Genomic DNA, 21,429 nt, shown 5'->3' with positions numbered 1-21,429 from the left:
GGCACGAGTATGTAAGTGGGAGGTTTTTTCGCATGACCAATTCTTTGCAACCTGCGTACGCGTTGGTTCCGGGTGCGAACCTGGAAGCCTATGTGCACACCGTCAACAGCATTCCATTGCTGACGCCGGAGCAGGAGCGTGAACTGGCCGAGAGTCTCTACTATGAGCAGGATTTGGGGGCGGCTCGGCAGATGGTGCTCGCCCACCTGCGATTTGTCGTACACATTGCCCGTAGCTATTCCGGCTACGGTCTGGCTCAGGCTGACCTGATCCAGGAAGGTAACGTCGGCCTGATGAAGGCGGTAAAACGCTTCAACCCGGAAATGGGTGTGCGTCTGGTGTCGTTCGCCGTGCACTGGATCAAGGCGGAAATTCACGAGTTCATCCTGCGCAACTGGCGCATTGTGAAGGTCGCGACCACCAAGGCCCAGCGCAAGCTGTTCTTCAACCTGCGCAGCCAGAAGAAACGTCTGGCGTGGCTGAACAACGAGGAAGTCCACCGTGTGGCGGAAAGCCTTGGCGTCGAACCACGTGAAGTGCGCGAGATGGAAAGTCGCCTGACTGGCCATGACATGGCCTTCGACCCGGCTGCAGAAGCTGACGACGACAGCGCTTTTCAGTCGCCGGCCAACTACCTGGAAGACCACCGGTACGACCCGGCGCGTCAACTGGAAGATGCCGACTGGAGCGACAACTCCAACCACAACCTGCACGAAGCGCTGGAAGTGCTGGACGAACGTAGCCGCGACATCCTCTACCAGCGCTGGCTGGCAGAAGAGAAAGCCACGCTGCACGACCTGGCGCAGAAGTACAACGTATCGGCCGAGCGGATCCGTCAGCTCGAGAAGAGCGCGATGAACAAGCTCAAATTGTCGATCGCCGCATAACCGGCGCTCAGGCAAACAAAAACGCCCCGATCAGCGATGATCGGGGCGTTTTCATTTCTGTTTCAACACAAATCCCTGTGGGAGCGGGCTTGCTCGCGAAGGCGTCGTGTCAGTCACCGACAATGCTGGCTGACCCACCGCCTTCGCGAGCAAGCCCGCTCCCACAGTGATTGATGGTGTCTGAATGATTGAATGTGGTTATTCGGCCCAAGGCGCCCGGCGCGAATCATCAAGCCCCAGCAGGTAACTGGTCCCACCCAGCTGGCTCATCTGCTGCCGAATCCACCCGGCCCGGCGCGACACATACGCTGTCGGATGGCTGGCGCTCCACACTCGCGGGTTAGGCAGCACCGCCGCCAGATAACTCGCCTGCTGCCGCGACAGTGACTTGGCGCTCACACCAAAGTGATGACGTGCTGCGGCTTCGGCACCAAACACCCCGTCATCCCACTCGACGCTGTTCAGGTAAACCTCAAGAATCCGCTGCTTGGGCCACAACACCTCGATCAGTGCGGTAAACCATGCTTCCAGGCCTTTGCGCAGATAGCTGCGACCGGACCACAGAAACAGGTTCTTCGACACTTGTTGGCTCAAGGTGCTGGCACCGCGAATCGAACCGCCGAGTTCGTTGTGGGCCAGCGCAGCCTGAATCGCGCCGAAGTCAAAACCCCAGTGCTCGGGAAACTTCTGATCTTCGCCGGCCATGACCGCGACCTTGAGGTCGTCGGAAATCTCGTCCCACGGTTTCCAGGTGCGCTGCAGGTCAATCGGCTCGCCGTCGACCCAGGATTCGATCTTGCGCTCGACCATCAGCGCCGTGCCCGGCGGTGGCACGAAGCGAAACAGCAACACCAGCAATACACTGCCGCCCGCGAACCAGAGCAGGGCCTTCGTGAGACGACGCAAAAGTGAACGCAGCATAGAGATGGCTTGGCCGAACCGATAGAGCGGGCCATTATACAGACCCTGCCGAACGAGTCTGACTGGAGTTCCACATGCTGCGTGGCTTTCTGATGCTGGCCGCTTTCTTTGGTTTTACCGGTGTGGGCCTTGGCGCCTTCGCCGCTCATGGCCTGAAGAGCCGCCTGACCCCCGAGTATCTGGCGATTTTCCACACCGGCGTGACCTATCAACTGGTGCACACCCTGGCGCTGTTCGGCGTTGCGCTGCTGGCCACGCAGATTCAGGGACGATTGGTGGCCTGGGCTGGTATCTCGTTCGCCGTCGGCATCCTGTTGTTCTCGGGCAGTCTGTATGTGCTGACCACCACCGGCATCAGCAAGCTCGGCATCATCACCCCGTTCGGCGGTCTGGCGTTTCTGGTTGGCTGGCTGTGTCTTGGACTTGCCGCCTGGCGCCTGCAGTAAACCGCTTGACGCTTGGTGCTGACCTTTAGGTCATGATCGGGCTAGAATGCCACCCCCTAAAAATGATGGCGGCCAGGCGCATGCGCATTCAGTTGAACGGCGAATCCCTTGAACTGCCCGACGGTGAAACCGTTGCGGCCCTGATTGCCCGTATGGACCTGACCGGTCGCCGGGTGGCAGTCGAACTCAATCTGGATATCGTCCCGCGCAGCCAGCATGCCGACACCATCCTGAACGACGGCGACAACGTCGAAGTGGTGCACGCCATCGGCGGCGGCTGATCGCCGGCCCGCAAGGGCACAGAATTCTGCAAGACCCTCACCCCTAAAGAGGATTCCCCATGAGCATCGTTCGCAGCGACAAGCCTTTTGTTCTGGCCGGTCGTACTTACCAGTCGCGTTTGCTGGTCGGTACCGGCAAGTACCGTGACATGGAAGAAACCCGTCAGGCCATCGAAGCCTCGGGTGCCGAGATCGTCACCTTCGCCGTGCGCCGCACCAACCTCGGCCAGATCGAAGGCGAGCCGAACCTGCTCGAAGTACTGTCGCCGGATCGCTACACCTTCCTGCCGAACACCGCCGGTTGCTACGACGCTATCGAGGCCGTGCGCACTTGCCGCCTGGCCCGTGAGCTGCTCGATGGTCACAACCTGGTGAAGCTGGAAGTGCTGGCCGACCAGAAAACCCTCTTCCCCAACGTGATCGAAACCCTCAAGGCCGCCGAAACGCTGGTCAAGGAAGGCTTCGACGTGATGGTTTACACCAGTGATGACCCGATCATCGCCCGGCAACTGGCGGAAATCGGCTGCATCGCGGTCATGCCGCTGGCCGGTCTGATCGGTTCCGGTCTGGGGATCTGCAACCCGTACAACCTGCAGATCATCCTCGAAGAAGCGAAAATTCCGGTGCTGGTGGATGCTGGTGTCGGTACCGCCTCCGACGCCACCATCGCCATGGAACTGGGCTGTGACGCGGTGCTGATGAACTCGGCCATCGCCCATGCTCAGCAACCGGTGATGATGGCCCAAGCCATGCAACACGCGATCGTCGCAGGCCGCTTGGCCTACCTCGCCGGCCGCATGCCGAAAAAACTCTATGCCAGCGCCTCTTCGCCGCTGGATGGTCTGATCAAGTAAGAGCCATTGATGACTGAATCGAACGACACGCCTCTCCAGACGGAAGAGGGCGACGAGCGCCAACACCGCCGCATCAAGAGCTTCGTGATGCGCGCCGGGCGCATGACCGAAGGCCAGCAACGGGGTCTGGACCAGGGCGCGCCGCTGTACGTGCTGCCGCTGGCCGACGCGCCGGTGGATTACGATCAGGTGTTCGGCCGCTCGGCGCCGCGCTCGCTGGAGATCGGCTTCGGCATGGGTCACTCGCTGCTGGAAATGGCTGCGGCGGCACCGGATCAGGACTTCATCGGTGTGGAAGTGCACCGTCCGGGTGTCGGCGCGCTGCTCAACGGCGTGCTGACTCAGGGCCTGACCAACCTGCGGGTCTACGATTGCGACGCGATTGAAGTGCTCAACCGCTGCATCGCCGACAACAGCCTTGATCGCCTGATGCTGTTCTTCCCGGATCCATGGCACAAGAGCCGTCACCACAAGCGTCGTATCGTTCAGGCGTCCTTCGCCGAACTGGTGCGCAGTAAGCTGAAGGTTGGCGGCATCCTGCACATGGCCACCGACTGGGAGCCGTACGCCGAGTACATGCTGGAAGTGATGAACGTCGCCCCGGGCTACCGCAACCTCGCCGAAGACGGCAAATGCGTACCGCGCCCGGCCGAACGGCCGATCACCAAGTTCGAACGCCGCGGCGAACGTCTTGGGCATGGCGTGTGGGATCTGAAGTTCGAGAAAATCTCCTGAGCATCACGCAAAACCCAATGTGGGAGCGGGCTTGCTCGCGAAAGCGGTGATTCATTCAACGTTGATGTTGACTGATACGACGCCTTCGCGAGCAAGCCCGCTCCCACAGTTGTTTTGTGTGCTCAGCAATTACACGGTGGAGAGAAAGCGCGCCGGCACCTGTTCTGTCAGCCAAACGCCGTTTTCGGCCTGATAGAACTTCAAACCCTGTTCTTCCATCTGCCGTGCGGCGACTTTCAGAATCACCACGGTGCCATAGCGCTGCCCGACGGCCGAAGCGGTGTCGATGTCTTGGGAAAGGTGCACGTGATGGCGTGATCCCGGGATCAGGCCTTGTTCTTTGATTGACTCAAGAAAGCGCGTCGCTGTGCCGTGATACAGCGTTTGCGGTGGCTGTTTCTGCTCGAACTGCAAATCCACGCTTTTCGTTGAGTGGCCCTGAACCGCACGAATCAGTTGGCCGTCCTCGGAAATCGAGAAGCGCTTCTTGTCGCTACTTGTCACGACCGCTTCAATCAGTTCGCGATCCAGTTTGCGACCGTCACGCGCAGCACCGTTGATCAGTTCTTCGATATTTGCCCAGCCTTCAGAGTCCAGCGTCAGACCGATCGCCTGAGGTTCGTGGCGCAATACGAAGCTGAGAAATTTGCTTGTCTCGTCCAAATTTTTTTTGCTCATGAACTTCCCTGTCATTGCGATCAACTGTGGGAGCGGGCTTGCTCGCGAAAGCGGTGAATCATTCAACGTTGATGTTGACTGATACGACGCCTTCGCGAGCAAGCCCGCTCCCACAGTTGTTTTTGGTGATGGCTGAAAGTCAGCGGCGGTCAGCGACTACGCCGATAAGCACCAGCACCACCAGCAGCACCGGTGCCAGGCTGTAGTTGTTGAACTGGCTCAGGCCCTTGACCACCCACGGCGTGGCGTAGATCAGCGCGGCGCCGCTGCCGATTACGCACAGCAGGGCCATCAGCGGTACGCGCAAGGCGCCGGCGATGCTACCCAGGCGTTGTTCGACCCAGCCTTTGAAGTCGGCGCCGAACAGCACCAGCAGGCAGCCCACCAGCGCCAGGGCGATTTCCGAGAGGTTGCTGCGGCTCCAGCGGGACACGGTGGCGAGCAGATCAAGTATCAAATCCATGCGGTTTTCCTTGGGGCGGCCGTTAGGGCTCAGCTCAGAAATTTCTGCAGCAAGTCGTTGAGAAACAGTTGTCCGCGCTCGGTGGCCGCCAGACGTGACGGTTCGACCTGCATCAGGCCACTTTGTTCGGCCTCGCGGCGGTGTTCGGCGAGACTTTCCAGCGGCAGGCCGGTGCGTTCGGGATACAGGCGTGATTCCACCCCGGCAGTCAGCCGCAGGGCGTTCATCAGGAACTCGAACGGCATCTCGTCATTGCTCAGGGCTTTCTCGCCGGCCTGGAAACTCTTGGCCGGGTTGAGATAGTCCTTCGGCAGGCGTGTCTTCCAGGTGCGGACGATGCGCCCGTCCGGATGACTGAGCTTGCCGTGGGCGCCAGCACCGATGCCGATGAAGTCGCCGAAACTCCAGTAATTGAGGTTGTGCCGCGCCGGCCGCCCGGGCTGGGTATAGGCCGAGACTTCGTATTGCGCGTAACCGTGCGCGGCGAGCAGCGCTTGCCCGGCTTCTTGAATGTCCCACAGCGTGTCGTCTTCCGGCAGCACCGGCGGCTGGTTCCAGAACACCGTGTTCGGCTCCAGTGTCAGCTGATACCAGGAGATGTGCGTCGGTTTCAGTTCGATGGCCTGACGCAGGTCGCTCAAGGCATCGTCCAGCGACTGATCGGGCAGGCCGTGCATCAAGTCGAGGTTGAAGTTGTCGAACCCGGCCTGGCGCGCCATTCCCGCCGCGCGCACCGCTTCGTCGCCGTTATGGATGCGCCCGAGGGCTTCGAGTTTCTGCTGCTGGAAGCTCTGGATGCCGATCGACAGGCGATTGATCCCGAGCTTGCGATACGCAACGAACTTCTCTTGCTCGAAGGTGCCGGGATTGGCTTCCAGGGTGATCTCGATGTCGTGCGCAAACGGGATGCGCTGCTCGACACCTTTGAGCAGGCGTCCGAGCGCTTCGGCGCTGAACAGGCTCGGCGTACCGCCACCGAAGAAGATCGAACTGATTTCACGGCCATACACCGCGTGCAGGTCCTGATCGAGATCGGCCAGCAACGCGTCGACGTATTCCTCTTCCGGCAGCACCGGGCTGGCGGTGTGCGAGTTGAAATCGCAATACGGACATTTGCGCACACACCACGGAATGTGGATGTACAGCGCCAGAGGCGGTAGCGTAGGCAGCGGCGCCCGAGGCGAAGAGGCGGCGCCGCCGATGATCAGCGACGACGCGGGGTGGCTGTGGGTCATTTCAGGCCCAGACGCTGGCGCAGCAGATCCATTGCACGGGCGCGGTGGCTGATCTGGTTCTTGTCGGCCGGGCTCAGTTCGGCGCTGGACACGTTACGTTCCGGCACCCAGAACAGCGGGTCGTAGCCGAAACCGTGCTCGCCGCTGGCGGCGGTCAGGATGCGCCCGTGCCACAGGCCTTCGCAGAGGATCGGCAGCGGATCATCGGCATGCCGCACCAGTGCCAGCACGCAGACGAACTGCGCGCCGCGCTCGGCTTGCGGCACGTCTTTGAGGGCCTCGAGCAGTTTGGCGTTGTTCGCCGCATCGCCCTTGCCGTCGGCATAGCGCGCCGAGTAGATGCCCGGGGCGCCGCCGAGGAAATCCACCGCCAGACCGGAATCGTCGGCCAGCGCCGGCAGGCCGGAGATGCGCGCGGCATTGCGCGCCTTGAGGATCGCGTTCTCGACGAACGACAGACCGGTTTCCTCCGGTTCGACCTTGCTCCATTCGCCGATCGAGCGCAGTTGCACCGAGTCGCCGAGCATGGCCTGGAGTTCCTTGAGTTTGCCGGCGTTATGGCTGGCCAGTACGAGTTGCGTGAGGTTCATCATTCGCCGGGGAAAAGTTCTTGGTTGAAGTTGATGGTGTTGATCTTGTCACCGTTCTGCACCTTGATTTCAAAGGTGCGGGTTTCCTGCTGCTCCACCGGGTACTGGGCGATGTAGTAGATCGCGCCCTGTTCGGTGACCTGGCGGAAGTTCAGCGGCACGCTCTGGCTGGTCAGGTCTTTGACCGTGCCGGTGACGTTGGCGATCAGCGGTTTGCCGTCCTTGATCACCGAGACATTGATCACGCCTTGGTTCTTGCTGCGGATCAGCTCGGCTGCTTTGGCGATGTCGGGTGTCAGGAAGGTCGAGTTGAAGGTGTTGTAGTGCACGGTAACGTCACCGAACACTTCCTTGCGTTCGCCCTTGATGGCATCGGCGGCCACCGCCGACAGACTCAGGCAGGCGGCCAATAGCACAGTAATCAAGCGACCCATGATCGTTCTCCTCGAAATGTCGTGGTTCAGACCGCGACCCGATGATCTGCAAGCACCGGGCTGCTGACGCGGTAGATACCAATCTCACCTAACAGATTAGGCCATAGCTTACTGGCCCACCCGTGACGGTGCTGTTGATCCACGGCAAGCCGATCAATGACCTTCGCATCACGTTCGCGACAAAGTTCTTCAAAATCTTCGAAGGTGCAGAAGTGAATGTTCGGCGTGTTGTACCAGGTGTACGGCAGAAACTCGGAGACCGGCATCCGGCCCTTGCTTGCCAGATACCAGCGGCAGCGCCAGTGGCCGAAGTTGGGGAAGGTGATGATGCACTGACGACCGACCCGCAGCATTTCGTCGAGGATCTTGTCCGGGTAATGCACGGCTTGCAGGGCCTGGGTCATGACGACGATGTCGAAACTGTTGCTGGCGAAGTTGCCCAGTCCCTTGTCCAGGTCCTGCTCGATGACGTTGATGCCCTTGGCCACGCACTCGGCGATGTTATCGGCGTCGTTTTCCAGGCCATAACCGGTGACGTTCTTGTTGTCGCGCAGCCAGGTCAGCAGTTCGCCGTCGCCGCAACCGAGGTCGAGCACGCGGCTGCCGGCGGGGATCCATTCCTGGATGATTTCCAGATCAGCTCTCATGGCTTGTTCACACCGTAATTCGGTTCATGTAATTGCCGAACGCCTGCAAATAGCGCGGGATCGGAATCAGGAAGGCGTCGTGGCCCTGGGGTGCATCGATTTCCAGATAGCTGACGTCTTTGCGTGCCGCCATCAGCGCGTCCACCAGCTCCCGCGAGCGGGCCGGGGAGAAGCGCCAGTCGGTGGTGAACGACATCACACAGAACTTGGCGGTGGCGTTCTCGAAGGTTTTCGCCAGGTTATCGTCGAAGTTCGCCGCCGGATCGAAGTAGTCCAGGGCTTTGGTCATCAACAGATAAGTGTTGGCATCGAAACGCCCGGAGAATTCTTCACCCTGATAGCGCAGGTAGCTTTCGACCTGGAACTCGACGCTGTGGAAGTCGTAGTTGAGCTTTTCGCTCTTCAGGCCGCGGCCGAATTTCTCGCCCATCGAGTCGTCGGACAGGTAGGTGATGTGCCCGACCATCCGCGCCAGCATCAGCCCGCGCTTGGGGATCACCCCTTGTTCCTGGAACGAACCACCGTGGAACTCCGGGTCGGTAAGGATCGCCTGGCGCGCCACTTCGTTGAAGGCGATGTTCTGCGCCGACAGCTTGGGGGCCGAGGCGATGGCCAGGCAGTGGCGCACGCGCTCCGGGTAGGTGATGGTCCACTGCAGCGCCTGCATGCCGCCGAGGCTACCGCCGATCACGGCGGCAAACTGACGAATGCCGAGCAAGTCAGCCAGACGCGCCTGACTGTGCACCCAGTCTTCGACGGTGAGCACCGGGAAATCGGCGCCGAACGGCTTGCCGGTCTCCGGGTTGATACTGCTCGGGCCGGTGGAGCCGTTGCAGCCGCCCAGATTGTTCAGGCTGACCACGAAGAACTTATTGGTGTCGATCGGTTTGCCGGGGCCGATGCAACTGTCCCACCAACCGGGCTTGCGGTCGTCGGGGCTGTGATAGCCGGCAGCGTGATGATGACCAGACAAGGCGTGGCAGATCAGCACGGCGTTGCTCGCTTGCGCGTTCAGCGTGCCGTAGGTTTCGTAGATCAGGTCGTAGGCAGGCAGCGAACGGCCACAGGCCAGAGCCAGAGGTTCACTGAAGTGCGCCGTTTGCGGCGTCACCAGACCAACAGAATCGGGGGGAAAGGCAGCTGGCATCGACCCTGCTCTCGTTGAAATGAGGCGTAAGTCTAAAGACCGGGGGGGTTAGCGGCAAGCGGCCCTCACCCTAGCCCTCTCCCAGAGGTAGAGGGGACCGACCGAGGTGTTCTTTTGAGCTACACCGACCTGATCTATCCGGGCTGAACTCAGTTTCTGAAAACACCCTGGATCGGCTCCCTCTCCAGGGGGAGAGGGCTGGGGTGAGGGGTACAGACGCCGCAAAACTCAAGACAAGCGCCCAAACAACCCTGGCAACTCCGGCAGCTTCTTCGGCGCACAGATCTTCACCCGTTTCTGCCGGTTCAACTCGCCGCTGAGCAAGTTGACCTGGCTCTTGGAAACCCCAAACGCCTTGGCCAGAAAGCCCATCAGATACGCATTGGCCTTGCCCTCGACCGGCGGCGCGGTGAGGCGGATCTTCAGGCGGTCACCGTGCAGCCCGGCGAAATCATCGCTGCGGGCTGCTGGTTGCAGATGACATTCGAGGATCAGATCGTCGCCGTCCCAGCGAAACCAGCTCACATCAGCAGGCGCAGGATTTCCGGCATCATGGTCATCGCCGCGAGGTTGTTGATCACCAGCATGTCGATCAGCTTCAGCGCCAGAAACGCGAAGATCGGCGACAGGTCCAGACCGCCGAGGTTCGGCAGAATCTTGCGGAACGGTGCCAGCGCCGGCTCGCAGATCTGGTTCACCAGTTCAGCGCCCGGGTTGTGGCTGCCCGGGGCGACCCACGACAGGATCACGCTGATGATCAGGGCGAAGAAGAAAATCTTCAGGAACAGCGCGGTGACGCCGATGATCGACCAGATGAACAGTTGCAGCGGGTTGCCGGTGGTGCCGTAGGTCAGCAGCAGGGTCAGGGCCATCAGGGCCAGTTGCACCAGAATCGCCAGCACCAGCGAAGACATGTCGAGGCCGAAGATGCTCGGGATGATCCGGCGCAGTGGCTTGAGCAGTGGCTGGGTAGCCTTGACCACGAACTGGCACAGCGGGTTGTAGAAGTTTGCGCGCACCAGTTGCAGGACGAAGCGCAACAGCACGATCAGCAGGTACAGACTGCCGAGGGTTTGCAGCACGTAAACCGCTGCGGTGTTCAATCCAATCATGTAAGGCTCCTTATTTGCCCAGTTGTTCGGCCATTTCGGCCGAGCGGTGCGCGGCGGTGCCGAGTGCTTTTTCTACCAGGGCTTCGAAGCCGTTAGCCTGGAATGATTTGATCGCGGCCTCTGTGGTGCCATTTGGCGAGGTCACGCGGCGGCGCAGCTCGGCAGCGTCGACATCGCTGGATACCGCCATGTGCGCGGCGCCCAGAGCCGTTTGCAGGGTCAGTTGCTCGGCGATTTCCTTTGGCAGGCCGAGTTTGACGCCAGCGGCGGTCATCGCTTCGATCAGCAGGAAGAAGTACGCCGGGCCGGAACCGGAGACGGCGGTCACCGCATCGAGTTGCTGCTCTTCGTCCAGCCACAGCGCGATACCCACGGCGGACAGCAGCTCTTCAGCCTGCTGACGCTGTTCGGCGGTCACTTCGCTGGTGGCGTACAGGCCGCTGACGCCCTGGCGCAGCAGTGCCGGGGTGTTCGGCATGCAGCGCACGATCGGCTGCTCGCCGAGCCATGCGGTCATGCTCGCGCAAGTGATGCCGGCGGCGATCGACACCACCAGTTGCTGCGGTTTCAGACTTGGGCGGATGGCTTCGCACACGGCTTTCATCGCCTGTGGCTTGACCGCCAGTACGATCACGTCGACGCCGTCGATGGCCTGGGCGTTATCGGCGAAGGTTTCGATGCCGTGTTCGGCGCTGACGCGTTGGCGGGTCTCTTCGCCCGGATCGCTGGCGCGGATGTGGCTGGCTTGCAGACCCTTGGCCCGCAGGCCGCCGATCAGGCTGGCGGCCATGTTGCCGGCACCGATAAAGGCAATGCGTGTGTTGCTCATGTCAGGTCCTTTTTCAGATGGCTGTCGGTCATTGCTGACCGTAATCTCTGGCGCCAAACAGGGCGGTACCGATCCGCACCCAGGTGGCGCCTTGGGCGATGGCCGACTCGAGGTCGTGGCTCATACCCATGGAAAGTGTGTCGAGCGGCAGATTCAGGCTGGCCTGCAAACGTTGCACGGCAGCAAAAGCGGCATCTTGTTCGGCGCGATCTTCGGTCGGCTCGGGAATCGCCATCAGCCCGCGCAGTTTCAGCCGGGGCAGGGCGCTGATGGCTTCGGCCAGCGCCGGCAGGTCGGCCGGGGTGCAGCCGGACTTGCTGGCTTCACCACTGACGTTGACCTGAATGCATATGTTCAGCGGCGGCAGCTCGGTCGGGCGCTGCTCGGACAGGCGTTGGGCGATTTTCAGGCGATCCACGGAGTGCACCCAGTCGAAATGCTCGGCGATGGCGCGAGTCTTGTTCGATTGAATGGGGCCGATGAAGTGCCAGATCAAGGGCAGGTCGGCCAGTTCGAGCTGTTTGCCCAAGGCTTCCTGCAGATAATTCTCACCGAAGTCACGCAGGCCGGCGGCATGGGCTTCACGCAGGTCTTGTGCGGGTTTGGTCTTGCTGACCGCCAGCAACTGCACGCTGTTTTCACTGCGCCCGGCCGCTGCGGTGGCAGCCTGGATGCGCGAACTAACCAGTTGGATGTTGTCTGCTATCGTGGACATCAAGAGGCGCCGGCGGTCTGAAGGTTCGCGGCATTCTACTGGAATTGAGGGACGCTATGGATATCACTGAACTGCTGGCGTTCAGCGCCAAACAGGGCGCTTCCGACCTGCACCTGTCGGCCGGTCTGCCGCCGATGATCCGCGTCGATGGCGATGTGCGGCGGATCAATCTGCCGGCGCTGGATCACAAGCAAGTGCACGAATTGATCTACGACATCATGAACGACACCCAGCGGGTCGACTTCGAGAAACACCTCGAAACGGATTTCTCGTTCGAAGTCCCCGGCGTGGCGCGCTTTCGGGTCAACGCGTTCAACCAGAACCGGGGCGCCGGCGCGGTGTTCCGCACCATTCCCTCGAAAGTGCTGAGCATGGAAGACCTCGGCATGGGCGATGTCTTTCGCAAGATCACCGATGCGCCGCGCGGGCTGGTGCTGGTGACCGGGCCGACCGGGTCCGGCAAATCCACCACGTTGGCGGCGATGATCGATTACCTCAACACCCATCGTCACCACCACATCCTCACCATCGAAGACCCGATCGAGTTCGTCCACGAATCGCGCAAATGCCTGATCAATCAGCGCGAAGTCCATCGCGATACCCGCAGCTTCGCCACGGCGCTGCGCTCGGCACTGCGCGAAGACCCGGACGTGATTCTGGTTGGCGAGATGCGCGACCTGGAAACCATTCGCCTCGCACTGACTGCCGCTGAGACCGGGCATCTGGTGTTCGGCACGCTGCACACGACGTCCGCCGCCAAGACCATCGACCGTGTTGTCGATGTGTTCCCGGGCGACGAGAAGTCCATGGTGCGTTCGATGCTGTCCGAGTCATTGCTGGCGGTGGTGTCGCAGACGCTGATCAAGAAGATCGGCGGCGGGCGGGTGGCAGCCCACGAGATCATGCTGGGAACATCGGCGATCCGGAACCTGATCCGCGAGGACAAGGTGGCGCAAATGTATTCGGCGATTCAGACCGGCGGGTCGTTGGGGATGCAGACACTCGACATGTGCCTGAAGGAGCTGGTGACCAAGGGCTTGATCAGCCGCGAGCATGCGCGGGAAAAGGCGCGTACGCCGGATAATTTTTAAGAGAGGCTTGTGTTGCTTTCACTGGCCTCTTCGCGAGCAAGCCCGCTCCCACATTCGAATGCATTCCAATGTGGGAGCGGGCTTGCTCGCGAAGGGGTCAGTACTGCTTGAGCAGATTCCGGATCAGTCGACTCAGCGCTGAACCACGCGCATCTGTTTGCCAGCCGGTTCTTTCGGCAGCACACGCTTGGCAACCACGTAATGCTGTTCCCAGTACGGCTTGTTCAGCGTATCGATGCTCACCGCTTTGCCACGGCGCGGGGCGTGGATGAAGCGGTCGTTGCCCAGGTAGATGGCAACGTGGTTGACCCGACGGCTCTTGATGTTGAAGAAAATCAGGTCGCCCGGCTTCAGATCCTTGCGTTCGACTTTCTCGCCATGCCCGCTGGCCATCGCGTTGGAAGTGCGTGGCAGGTCGAATGTGGCGTCGTTGAACGCATATTTCACCAGACCACTGCAATCGAACCCTTTACTTGGGCTGCTGCCGCCCCAACGGTAGGGAGTACCGAGGACGTTCACCGCACGGCTCAGGACGTTGCTGCTTTCCTTGTTGGCCATCGGTGGCACCAGCTTGCCGTGATTCTTGCTGGCGAGCGTGGTGTGTTTCGTTTGTTTGCTGCTCTTGCTCGAAGGAGCCGAAGCATGGGATTTAGGGGTGAAACCGTTAACGTTGGGAAGACGTTGCTCACGATTGGTGGCGTGGGCGGCCAGTGGCATTAATAGGCAAATAGTTAGCCATGTCTTGAAAAATGGTCGCATTAGGCGTGGCTCTTATGTGTTAGCGCGCAACTTTATAACAGCTTTTTTGTCCCTTCCGAGGCCGTTGGTCGATTCCATCGGAGGGCAACGGAACCAAACAAGCGGCAAACGGACGCAATTGTCGGACAGAAGTCCGGTGCTATAAGGCTTTGACGGACGACACGGTAACATTTGCCGTACGTCGGCTACATGTAAAAAAGTCACAAAGAATTAAAGAAAATTTATCTATCGAGTGAATCGAGGTCTTCATGAACCGCTATCAGCAGGTTGCTGCACCGCAGGATACGCACAGCAAAATCATCGGTTATCTGCTGTGGATTTTTGGTTTCACCGGCGCTCACCGCTTCTATTACGGCAAACCGGTGACCGGGACGATCTGGTTCTTCACCTTCGGTCTGCTGGGCATTGGCTGGCTGATCGACGTGTTCCTGATCCCGGCGATGGATCGCGAGGCGGATCTGCGTTTCACCGCAGGACCGATCGAATACAACGTGGCGTGGATTCTGCTGACGTTCCTGGGCGTGTTCGGCGTGCACCGGATGTACCAGGGCAAGTGGATCAGCGGGTTGCTGTATCTGCTGACCGGCGGGTTGTTCTTTATTGGTGTGCTGTATGACTTCTGGACACTGAATGATCAGGTGTCGGTACGCAACGCGCAGAATCGCGGCGCCTTTCAGTAACCTGTGGCGAGGGGATTTATCCCCGATGGGGCGCGTAGCGGCCCTAAAACATTCAACCGCGGAGGAACTGAATCACCGCGGTTGTAGATTGAGGGCTGCTGCGCAGCCCATCGGGGATAAATCCCCTCGCCACAATGTCCCTCAGCAGCCGGTTACGCCTGGTGGCTGATCCGCCCGTCCACCAGCGTATAGCGCACCACACCCGGCAGGGTGTGCCCAAGGAACGGGCAGTTCTCGCCCTTCGACAGCCAGCCTTCACCGGCCACGGTGGACGCTTTCGGATCGAACAGCACGATATCCGCCGCACCGCCCACCGCCAGTTTGCCCGCCGGCAGACGCAGTGCATCCGCAGGCCCGGCACTCAGGCGCGCCAGCAGGGTCGGCAGATCCAGCAAACCATCCTCAACCAGCGTCATCGCCAGCGGCAGCAGCAATTCCACACTGCTGATGCCCGGCTCGGTCGCGCCGAACGGTGCCAGTTTGGCGTCGCGTTCGTGCGGCTGGTGATGGCTGGAGATCGCCGAAATCACTCCGGACTTCACCGCTTCACGCAGGCCGTCGCGGTCGGAGCGGGTGCGCAGCGGCGGTTGCACGTGATACAGGCTGCTGAAGTCGATCAGCGCTTCATCGGTGAGGATCAACTGATACAGGGCGACATCCGCCGTGACCTTCAAGCCACGGGCCTGCGCCTGAGCGATCAGAGCCACGCCGCGCGCGCTGGTCAGTTGGCTGAAGTGCGCGCGCACGCCGGTCTGCTCAACCAGCAGCAGATCGCGAGCCAGAGCCACGGTCTCAGCGGTTTCCGGAATCCCCGGCAGACCGAGGAAACTGGCCACCGCGCCTTCATGGGCCAGACCGCCATCCGCCAGATCGTGATCCTGCGAATTGAAAATCACTGTCAGGTCGAAGGTCGCCGCGTATTCCAGCGCCCGGCACAGGGTGCGGGTGTTGCGGAAACTCTCCAGACCGTTGCCGAACGCCACACAACCGGCGTCGCGCAGCGCCACCAGTTCGGCCAGTTGCTCGCCGTCCAGGCCTTTGCTCAGTGCGCCAATCGGGAACACTTTGGTGTTGCCGGCCTCACGGGCGCGGTCGAGGATCAGTTCGGCCACGGCCGAGGTGTCGAGCACCGGTTTGGTCTTCGGCGGGCAGCACAGACTGGTCACGCCGCCGGCCGCCGCTGCGCGGGTTTCGCTGGCGATGCTGCCTTTGCGGCTGTAGCCCGGCTCGCGCAGAGCCACGTTAAGGTCGACCAGGCCCGGTGCTGCAACCAGACCGCTGGCGTCGATGGTTTCCACAGCGGTGAAACCGGCCGGTGCGGCGCCGAGGGCGACGATCTTGCAGGCTTCAACGTGGATGTCGGTGATTTGATCCAGGCCGCTGCTTGGATCGATGACGCGGGCGCCGAGAATGCTGAGCTTCACTGGGCGTTCTCCTGCTCGAATTGACGTTGCGCTGTTTGCCCGCTCATGGCCATCGACAGCACGGCCATGCGGATGGCGATGCCGTAGGTGACTTGATTGAGGATCACCGAGTGCGGGCCGTCGGCGACTGCGGACTCGATCTCTACCCCACGGTTGATCGGCCCTGGGTGCATGACGATGCAATCGGGTTTGGCCCCGGCCAGACGCGCGGTGGTCAGGCCGAACAGGCGGTAGAACTCGCCTTCGCTCGGTAGCAGGCCGCCGGTCATGCGCTCACGTTGCAGGCGCAGCATGATCACCACGTCGACGTCCTTCAGGCCTTCGTTCATGTCGGTGTAGACCTTGACGCCGTACTGCTCGATGCCGATCGGCAGCAGAGTCTTCGGCGCGATCACGCGGATGTCCGGGCAACCGAGGGTCTTCAGCGCGAGCATGTTCGAGCGCGCCACCCGCGAGTGCAGGATGTCGCCGACGATCGCCACCGAGAGGTTTTCGAAACCGCCCTTGTGCCGACGGATGGTGAGCATGTCGAGCATGCCCTGGGTCGGGTGCGCGTGCCGGCCGTCGCCGCCGTTGATGATCGCCACCTGCGGGCAGACATGCTCGGCGATGAAATGTGCGGCGCCGGAATCACCGTGGCGCACGACGAACATGTCGGCGGCCATCGCTTCGAGGTTGCGCAGGGTGTCGAGCAGGGTTTCACCTTTGCTGGCCGACGAGGTCGACACGTTCAGAGTGATCACGTCCGCCGACAGCCGCTGGGCCGCCAGTTCGAAGGTGGTGCGGGTGCGGGTGGAATTTTCGAAGAACACGTTGCACACGGTCTTGCCGCGCAGCAACGGGACCTTCTTCACCGCCCGGGCACCGACTTCGAGGAACGAGTCGGCAGTGTCGAGGATTTCCGTCAGCAACTCGCGGCGCAGGCCGTCGAGCGAGAGGAAGTGGCGCAGCTGGCCCTGATCATTGAGCTGCAGCGGGCGCTTGGTATCTAGAGGCGTCATCGCGAGGGGGACTCTCAATAAGGGCGGGTTAGGAATTCAGGTCTTGCAGTTCGAGCGTCAGCGGCTCCGGGCCGGACAGCTTGACCCGCTCATTGGCGGCCAGCGACAGCGTCGCGCCGACCACGTTGGGGCGGATCGGCAGCTCGCCGGCGTCCAGGTCGAGCAGGCAGACCAGGGTCACGCTGGCCGGGCGGCCGTAGTCGAACAATTCGTTCATGGCGGCGCGGATGGTCCGGCCGCTCATCAGTACGTCATCGATCAGCACCAAATGCTGGCCTTCAATCTCGAAGGGCAGGGCCGAGGGGCGCACTTGCGGGTGCAGGCCGTTCTGGCTGAAGTCGTCGCGGTAGAAGGAAACATCCAGCGTGCCCAACGGTGCGTCGCTGGCCAACTCCTTGAGCAGGGCCTGCGCGACCCAGATGCCGCCGGTGCGGATGCCGATGTAACGCGGTTCGCTGATATCACGCTGTGCAAGGTGCGCCTTGAGGCGGGTCGCCATCTGGCTGATCAGATCGGCGGGATTGGGCAGGCTCATGGATGCTCCTTCGTGATTCCGAGCCGCGTCCTGCCGGACGCGGCTGGGTTTATAACCAAAAGAAAAGCGCCGAAGCGCTTGTCAGGATTCAAACAATGCAGTGTTTTCATCGAGCCAGCCCTGCAGCAGCAGAGCGGCGGCGATGGCGTCCACCGGGTTGTCGCGGTAACTGCCTTTCTGCCCGCCACGCACCAGTCGCTCACCCTTGGCTTCAAAGGTGGTCAGGCGTTCGTCGTGGGTATAGAAGGGCACATTGAAACGGCCATTGAGACGGCGAGCGAATTTCTCCGCGCGCAGGCACATCTCGCTGGGCGTACCGTCCATGTTCAGCGGCAGGCCGACCACCACGGCGTCGGGTTTCCATTCCTTGAACAGCGCTTCGACCTGATTCCAGTCGGGCACGCCGTTCTGCGCTTTCAGGGTGCACAGCTCGCGAGCCTGGCCGGTAATCACCTGGCCGACCGCAACGCCGATCTGTTTGGTGCCGTAGTCGAAGCCGAGAATCAGGCGCAGGGCCATCAGGCGTGCCCCGCCTGACTGGTCAGCAGGCTGAGGTTGATCCCCAGATGCCGTGCCGCCGCTTCCAGACGCAGCTCGCTGCTGGTGTTGAACAGGATGTCGGCGTCGTACGGGCAGGTCAGCCAGGCGTTGTCGGCCAGTTCGGCCTCCAGTTGCCCGGCTTCCCAACCGGCATAACCAAGGGTGATTACGCTTTTCGCCGGGCCTACGCCGTCGGCGATGGCGAACAGCACGTCCTGGGAGGTGGACAGCGCCAGATCCCCGTCCAGCTCGACGGTGGCCTGAAAGGTCTTGCCCGCCGGGTGCAGGACGAAACCGCGATCGGTCTGCACCGGGCCACCAATGAAGATCGGCACATGCTGGCACAGCGCTGGCGGATCGATGTCCGGGCGCAATTGTTCGAGAATGTCAGCCAGATTCAGCTCTTGCGGTCGATTGACCACCAGCCCCATGGCGCCATTGGCCGTGTGCTCGACGATGTAGGTCAAGGTGTGGGCAAAGTTCGGGTCGGCCATGTGTGGCATGGCGATCAGGAAGTGATGCTTGAGGTAGCTGGGGCTGACGTTTTTCATGAGCGATAGTGTGGCGTTCAAGGGGCGAACTGACAAGCTGAGGATCAGAGAACAACGCAGATCCATTGTTGAAGCTGAACCTTTGTGGTGAGGGGATTTATCCCCGATGGGGCGCGAAGCGGCCCTGAATCCATTGACGTGATATGCCTGACATACCGCGCATGCTGGTTTTGCGACTGCTTCGCAGCCGATCGGGGATAAATCCCCTCACCACAAAAAACCTGTATGCCGGCGGTCAGTTGCTGGAAAGCTTGTCGCCCCGGGCAAACTTCCAGGTGCGGATGATTTCCAGTCGGTCGATATCCGACAGGTCGCCGGTAAACGGTGCAAACGGTGCCGCCAGCCGGACGATGCGCTGCGCCGCCTGATCCAGTAACGGCTGGCCGGAGGACTCGAGCACCAGCACTTCATACAGCGAGCCGTCGCGGTTGATCGAGACCATCAGGCGCAGGTTGCCGTAAATCTGCTTGCGCCGCGCTTCTTCCGGGTAATTGAGGTTGCCGATGCGCTCGACCTTCTTGCGCCAGTCATCCTTGTACCAGGCGCCCTTGTCGCGCATGGTCGAGGCGGCGCTCAAGCGGTGAATCCGCGGGCGCTTGGCGTACAACTGTTGTTCGTTGGCCAGTTCCGCTTCGAGGCTGGCGATGTCGCTGGACAGCTGCGAGCTGTCGAACGTCGGCGCGTTGACCGCAGGTTTGGTCTCGGTCCTGGTTTCTTCTTTCTTGGTCGGCGCCTTTTGCTGTTTCGGCGCCACCGTGGTCACCGCAGCCTTGGGCGCGGCTTCGCGCACTTCCGGTTTGGCGGCCGGGGGCGGGGTGACCTTCTTGACCTGATTGTCCTGGAACGGCGCGACCTCGGTGGTCTTGGGGATCGCCTTCTTGTCGAGGGTGCCGCTGCCTTCCTGGTTTTCCTGAGCGAGGAAATCAGCCTTTTTCGGCTTGGTTTCGCTCTTGAAGGTGGCAAGGGTGATTTCCAGGGTTTTACTGATCTGCTTGGGCTCGACCATGGTAAAGCCGACACCGAGCAGCAGCGCCAAATGAATCAGCGCCGCGAGAAACAGGGTAAATCCGAGGCGATCGGCCGGGCGCACGCCACGGTGGGCGAGTTCTGCGGGCAGATCGGACGGGAGGGTCATGACAAGAAAACCAACATCGCGTTTTTCAGAGGCTGCGCATGATAACGCAATGTTGGTTTCGCGCCTTGGGCTTCACGCTTCAAGCGACAAGCTGCATGTGACACACGTCAAGCTTGCGGCTTTTTGCCGGCGGCTTGCAGCTTCTTGTCGATGGCATCCATCAGCATGCCGCCGATGTCGGTACCGAAAGCATTGTCGATCTCGCGGATGCAGGTCGGGCTGGTGACGTTGATTTCGGTGAGGTTTTCGCCGATCACGTCCAGACCGACGAACAGCAGACCTTTCTCGCGCAGGGTCGGGCCGACCTGGGCGGCAATCCAGCGATCCTTGTCGGTCAGCGGCCGCGCTTCGCCACGACCACCGGCCGCGAGGTTGCCACGGGTTTCGCCATGCGCCGGAATTCGCGCCAGGCAGTAATCCACTGGCTCGCCGTCGATCATCAGGATGCGTTTGTCGCCGTCCTTGATCGCCGGCAGGTAGGCCTGGCCCATGATCTGCTGATTGCCGAGGGCGGTCAGGGTTTCCAGAATCACCGACAGGTTCGGATCGCCCACGCGGTGACGGAAAATCGAAGTGCCGCCCATGCCGTCCAGCGGCTTGAGGATCACATCGCCATGCTTGGCGGCGAATTCACGCAGCACATCGGCGCGGCGGCTGACAATGGTCGGTGGGGTGCACTGCGGAAACAGCGTGGCGAACAGTTTTTCGTTGCAGTCGCGCAGGCTCTGCGGCTTGTTGACCACCAGTACGCCAGCGGTTTCGGCCTGTTCCAGCAAGTAGGTGGAGTAGACGAACTCCATGTCGAACGGCGGATCCTTGCGCATCAGGATCACGTCGAGGTCGCTCAGCAGGTTGTCCTGCTCGGCGTCCAGTTCGAACCATTTTTCCGGGTTGGCGAAGACTTTCAGCGGCTTCATGCGCGCCCGCGCCTGACCTTCGGCCTGATACAGGTCGCGCTGCTCCATGTAGAACAGTTCCCAGCCACGTTTCTGCGCGGCCAGCAGCATGGCCAGCGAGCTATCCTTTTTATAGGAAATGCTGGCGATAGGGTCCATGACAATCCCGACGCGAACGCTCATTGGGTTTTCCTCGAAAATTGGCTACCGGATCGGTATTGAAAAAGTGCCGCCAGAGTGGCGCTGGCAGGGTTTTCGGTCAAGGAAAAACCCGTCGATAGATTGCATCTGGAGACTGTGCTAAAAAGGCTGGCATAGCGTGCTGGCCCTTGAGCATCAAGGGTTTCCAGCCATTACTCATCGCAAAACGGACAATTTGATTCGCAAAGGCGACGGTAGAGCCCTCTTATGGAACAGCAGTCCAGCGCCTTGAAGGTCATGGTGATCGATGACTCGAAAACGATTCGTCGCACCGCCGAAACGCTGTTGAAAAATGTGGGCTGCGAAGTCATCACGGCGATCGATGGCTTCGACGCTTTGGCCAAGATCGCCGACCACCACCCCGGGATCATTTTTGTCGACATCATGATGCCGCGTCTGGATGGTTATCAGACCTGCGCTTTAATCAAGAACAACAGTGCGTTCAAGGCCACGCCGGTGATCATGCTGTCGTCGCGTGACGGGCTGTTCGACAAGGCCAAGGGGCGGATTGTCGGTTCTGATCAATTTTTGACCAAGCCTTTCAGCAAGGAAGAGCTGCTTGACGCGATTCAGGCCCATGTTCCGGGCTTCGCCGCCGTTTTGCCGCAGTAGACACGTACAGTGACGCTCGGCCAGCGGGCC

Annotated in this window: 28 protein-coding genes; 8 read left to right on the top strand and 20 right to left on the bottom strand. The window is 61.0% G+C overall.

Annotation, left to right across the window (positions count from 1 at the left end; genetic code table 11):
- Positions 1–32: 32 nt before the first annotated feature.
- A complete protein-coding gene (gene rpoH, locus ACOYXI_RS17570; protein ID WP_003229146.1) occupies positions 33–887 on the top strand; it encodes an RNA polymerase sigma factor RpoH in 855 nt (284 codons plus the stop codon).
- Between the two features lie 198 nt (positions 888–1,085).
- On the opposite strand, the gene mtgA is transcribed toward rpoH, so the two are convergent.
- Positions 1,086–1,808 (bottom strand): monofunctional biosynthetic peptidoglycan transglycosylase, encoded by a 723-nt coding sequence (gene mtgA, locus ACOYXI_RS17565; RefSeq protein ID WP_134784878.1) that lies wholly within the window; start codon positions 1,806–1,808, stop codon positions 1,086–1,088.
- A gap of 74 nt (positions 1,809–1,882) precedes the next feature.
- Here mtgA and ACOYXI_RS17560 point away from each other — a divergent pair, with 74 nt between their 5' ends.
- The 4 genes from ACOYXI_RS17560 to trmB all read left to right on the top strand — a co-directional run bounded on the left by ACOYXI_RS17560 (position 1,883) and on the right by trmB (position 4,124).
- Positions 1,883–2,254, top strand: coding sequence for a DUF423 domain-containing protein (locus ACOYXI_RS17560; RefSeq protein WP_134784877.1), 372 nt, complete (start codon positions 1,883–1,885; stop codon positions 2,252–2,254).
- 80 nt (positions 2,255–2,334) lie between these two features.
- The gene (gene thiS, locus ACOYXI_RS17555; RefSeq protein WP_167734067.1) at positions 2,335–2,535 is read left to right on the top strand and encodes a sulfur carrier protein ThiS; all 201 of its coding nucleotides are present in this window, start codon (positions 2,335–2,337) and stop codon (positions 2,533–2,535) included.
- A 59-nt stretch (positions 2,536–2,594) separates the two neighbouring features.
- Positions 2,595–3,389, top strand: coding sequence for a thiazole synthase (locus ACOYXI_RS17550; protein WP_007964131.1), 795 nt, complete (start codon positions 2,595–2,597; stop codon positions 3,387–3,389).
- A gap of 9 nt (positions 3,390–3,398) precedes the next feature.
- Positions 3,399–4,124: a tRNA (guanosine(46)-N7)-methyltransferase TrmB gene (gene trmB / locus ACOYXI_RS17545; RefSeq protein WP_003229138.1), complete on the top strand. Its 726-nt coding sequence runs from the start codon at positions 3,399–3,401 to the stop codon at positions 4,122–4,124.
- A gap of 129 nt (positions 4,125–4,253) precedes the next feature.
- Here trmB and ACOYXI_RS17540 read toward each other — a convergent pair whose 3' ends face one another.
- From ACOYXI_RS17540 to ACOYXI_RS17490, 11 genes are all read right to left on the bottom strand, one after another.
- On the bottom strand, positions 4,254–4,802 hold the full coding sequence (locus ACOYXI_RS17540) for an RNA 2'-phosphotransferase (protein ID WP_210556431.1): 549 nt from the start codon (positions 4,800–4,802) through the stop codon (positions 4,254–4,256).
- A gap of 139 nt (positions 4,803–4,941) precedes the next feature.
- The gene (locus ACOYXI_RS17535; RefSeq protein WP_003229134.1) at positions 4,942–5,265 is read right to left on the bottom strand and encodes a DUF3392 domain-containing protein; all 324 of its coding nucleotides are present in this window, start codon (positions 5,263–5,265) and stop codon (positions 4,942–4,944) included.
- Between the two features lie 29 nt (positions 5,266–5,294).
- On the bottom strand, positions 5,295–6,500 hold the full coding sequence (hemW, locus tag ACOYXI_RS17530; RefSeq protein WP_461675105.1) for a radical SAM family heme chaperone HemW: 1,206 nt from the start codon (positions 6,498–6,500) through the stop codon (positions 5,295–5,297).
- Entirely contained in the window at positions 6,497–7,093 is a 597-nt protein-coding gene (gene rdgB, locus ACOYXI_RS17525; RefSeq protein ID WP_096795762.1) for an RdgB/HAM1 family non-canonical purine NTP pyrophosphatase, read from the bottom strand. Before rdgB ends, hemW begins: the two co-directional genes overlap by 4 nt.
- A complete protein-coding gene (locus tag ACOYXI_RS17520) occupies positions 7,090–7,524 on the bottom strand; it encodes a DUF4426 domain-containing protein (protein ID WP_027610575.1) in 435 nt (144 codons plus the stop codon). Before ACOYXI_RS17520 ends, rdgB begins: the two co-directional genes overlap by 4 nt.
- Positions 7,525–7,550: 26 nt before the next feature.
- A complete protein-coding gene (gene metW / locus ACOYXI_RS17515; protein WP_003229126.1) occupies positions 7,551–8,171 on the bottom strand; it encodes a methionine biosynthesis protein MetW in 621 nt (206 codons plus the stop codon).
- A gap of 7 nt (positions 8,172–8,178) precedes the next feature.
- Complete coding sequence (metX, locus tag ACOYXI_RS17510) at positions 8,179–9,318, bottom strand: homoserine O-succinyltransferase MetX (protein ID WP_461675104.1); 1,140 nt, start codon at positions 9,316–9,318, stop codon at positions 8,179–8,181.
- A gap of 228 nt (positions 9,319–9,546) precedes the next feature.
- The gene (locus ACOYXI_RS17505; RefSeq protein ID WP_461675103.1) at positions 9,547–9,843 is read right to left on the bottom strand and encodes a DUF167 domain-containing protein; all 297 of its coding nucleotides are present in this window, start codon (positions 9,841–9,843) and stop codon (positions 9,547–9,549) included.
- Complete coding sequence (locus ACOYXI_RS17500) at positions 9,840–10,430, bottom strand: YggT family protein (RefSeq protein WP_027610578.1); 591 nt, start codon at positions 10,428–10,430, stop codon at positions 9,840–9,842. Before ACOYXI_RS17500 ends, ACOYXI_RS17505 begins: the two co-directional genes overlap by 4 nt.
- A gap of 10 nt (positions 10,431–10,440) precedes the next feature.
- On the bottom strand, positions 10,441–11,259 hold the full coding sequence (gene proC, locus ACOYXI_RS17495; RefSeq protein WP_098966067.1) for a pyrroline-5-carboxylate reductase: 819 nt from the start codon (positions 11,257–11,259) through the stop codon (positions 10,441–10,443).
- A 28-nt stretch (positions 11,260–11,287) separates the two neighbouring features.
- Positions 11,288–11,974 (bottom strand): YggS family pyridoxal phosphate-dependent enzyme, encoded by a 687-nt coding sequence (locus ACOYXI_RS17490; RefSeq protein ID WP_134784871.1) that lies wholly within the window; start codon positions 11,972–11,974, stop codon positions 11,288–11,290.
- 56 nt (positions 11,975–12,030) lie between these two features.
- On the opposite strand from ACOYXI_RS17490, the gene ACOYXI_RS17485 reads away from it, so the two are divergent.
- A complete protein-coding gene (locus tag ACOYXI_RS17485) occupies positions 12,031–13,065 on the top strand; it encodes a type IV pilus twitching motility protein PilT (RefSeq protein WP_003229114.1) in 1,035 nt (344 codons plus the stop codon).
- A gap of 132 nt (positions 13,066–13,197) precedes the next feature.
- Here ACOYXI_RS17485 and ACOYXI_RS17480 read toward each other — a convergent pair whose 3' ends face one another.
- Positions 13,198–13,824: a C40 family peptidase gene (locus tag ACOYXI_RS17480; protein WP_003229112.1), complete on the bottom strand. Its 627-nt coding sequence runs from the start codon at positions 13,822–13,824 to the stop codon at positions 13,198–13,200.
- 248 nt (positions 13,825–14,072) lie between these two features.
- Between ACOYXI_RS17480 and ACOYXI_RS17475 the strand changes: the two genes are divergently transcribed.
- Positions 14,073–14,504: an NINE protein gene (locus ACOYXI_RS17475; protein WP_007964113.1), complete on the top strand. Its 432-nt coding sequence runs from the start codon at positions 14,073–14,075 to the stop codon at positions 14,502–14,504.
- A gap of 152 nt (positions 14,505–14,656) precedes the next feature.
- Here ACOYXI_RS17475 and ACOYXI_RS17470 read toward each other — a convergent pair whose 3' ends face one another.
- The 7 genes from ACOYXI_RS17470 to gshB form a co-directional block, all read right to left on the bottom strand.
- Complete coding sequence (locus ACOYXI_RS17470) at positions 14,657–15,928, bottom strand: dihydroorotase (protein ID WP_461675102.1); 1,272 nt, start codon at positions 15,926–15,928, stop codon at positions 14,657–14,659.
- Entirely contained in the window at positions 15,925–16,929 is a 1,005-nt protein-coding gene (locus ACOYXI_RS17465) for an aspartate carbamoyltransferase catalytic subunit (RefSeq protein ID WP_003229107.1), read from the bottom strand. The genes ACOYXI_RS17470 and ACOYXI_RS17465 overlap by 4 nt, the downstream gene beginning before the upstream one ends.
- 28 nt (positions 16,930–16,957) lie before the next feature.
- Entirely contained in the window at positions 16,958–17,464 is a 507-nt protein-coding gene (gene pyrR, locus ACOYXI_RS17460) for a bifunctional pyr operon transcriptional regulator/uracil phosphoribosyltransferase PyrR (protein ID WP_027610583.1), read from the bottom strand.
- A gap of 81 nt (positions 17,465–17,545) precedes the next feature.
- Positions 17,546–17,983: a Holliday junction resolvase RuvX gene (ruvX, locus tag ACOYXI_RS17455; protein ID WP_003229101.1), complete on the bottom strand. Its 438-nt coding sequence runs from the start codon at positions 17,981–17,983 to the stop codon at positions 17,546–17,548.
- On the bottom strand, positions 17,983–18,555 hold the full coding sequence (locus ACOYXI_RS17450) for a YqgE/AlgH family protein (RefSeq protein WP_097088974.1): 573 nt from the start codon (positions 18,553–18,555) through the stop codon (positions 17,983–17,985). The genes ruvX and ACOYXI_RS17450 overlap by 1 nt, the downstream gene beginning before the upstream one ends.
- Before the next feature lie 235 nt (positions 18,556–18,790).
- Positions 18,791–19,690, bottom strand: a complete 900-nt coding sequence (locus ACOYXI_RS17445; protein WP_003229097.1) for an energy transducer TonB — start codon at positions 19,688–19,690, stop codon at positions 18,791–18,793.
- A 107-nt stretch (positions 19,691–19,797) separates the two neighbouring features.
- Positions 19,798–20,769 carry a glutathione synthase gene (gene gshB, locus ACOYXI_RS17440; RefSeq protein ID WP_461675101.1) on the bottom strand — a complete coding sequence of 324 codons (972 nt, stop codon included), beginning with the start codon at positions 20,767–20,769 and terminating at the stop codon, positions 19,798–19,800.
- 225 nt (positions 20,770–20,994) lie between these two features.
- Between gshB and pilG the strand changes: the two genes are divergently transcribed.
- Positions 20,995–21,399, top strand: coding sequence for a twitching motility response regulator PilG (gene pilG / locus ACOYXI_RS17435; protein WP_003229093.1), 405 nt, complete (start codon positions 20,995–20,997; stop codon positions 21,397–21,399).
- Positions 21,400–21,429 lie beyond the last annotated feature (30 nt).

This window comes from Pseudomonas sp. G3-19, from assembly GCF_054855875.1.
Note: the sequence above shows the minus strand (reverse complement) of the source record. Positions and strands in the feature narration are given on the sequence as shown.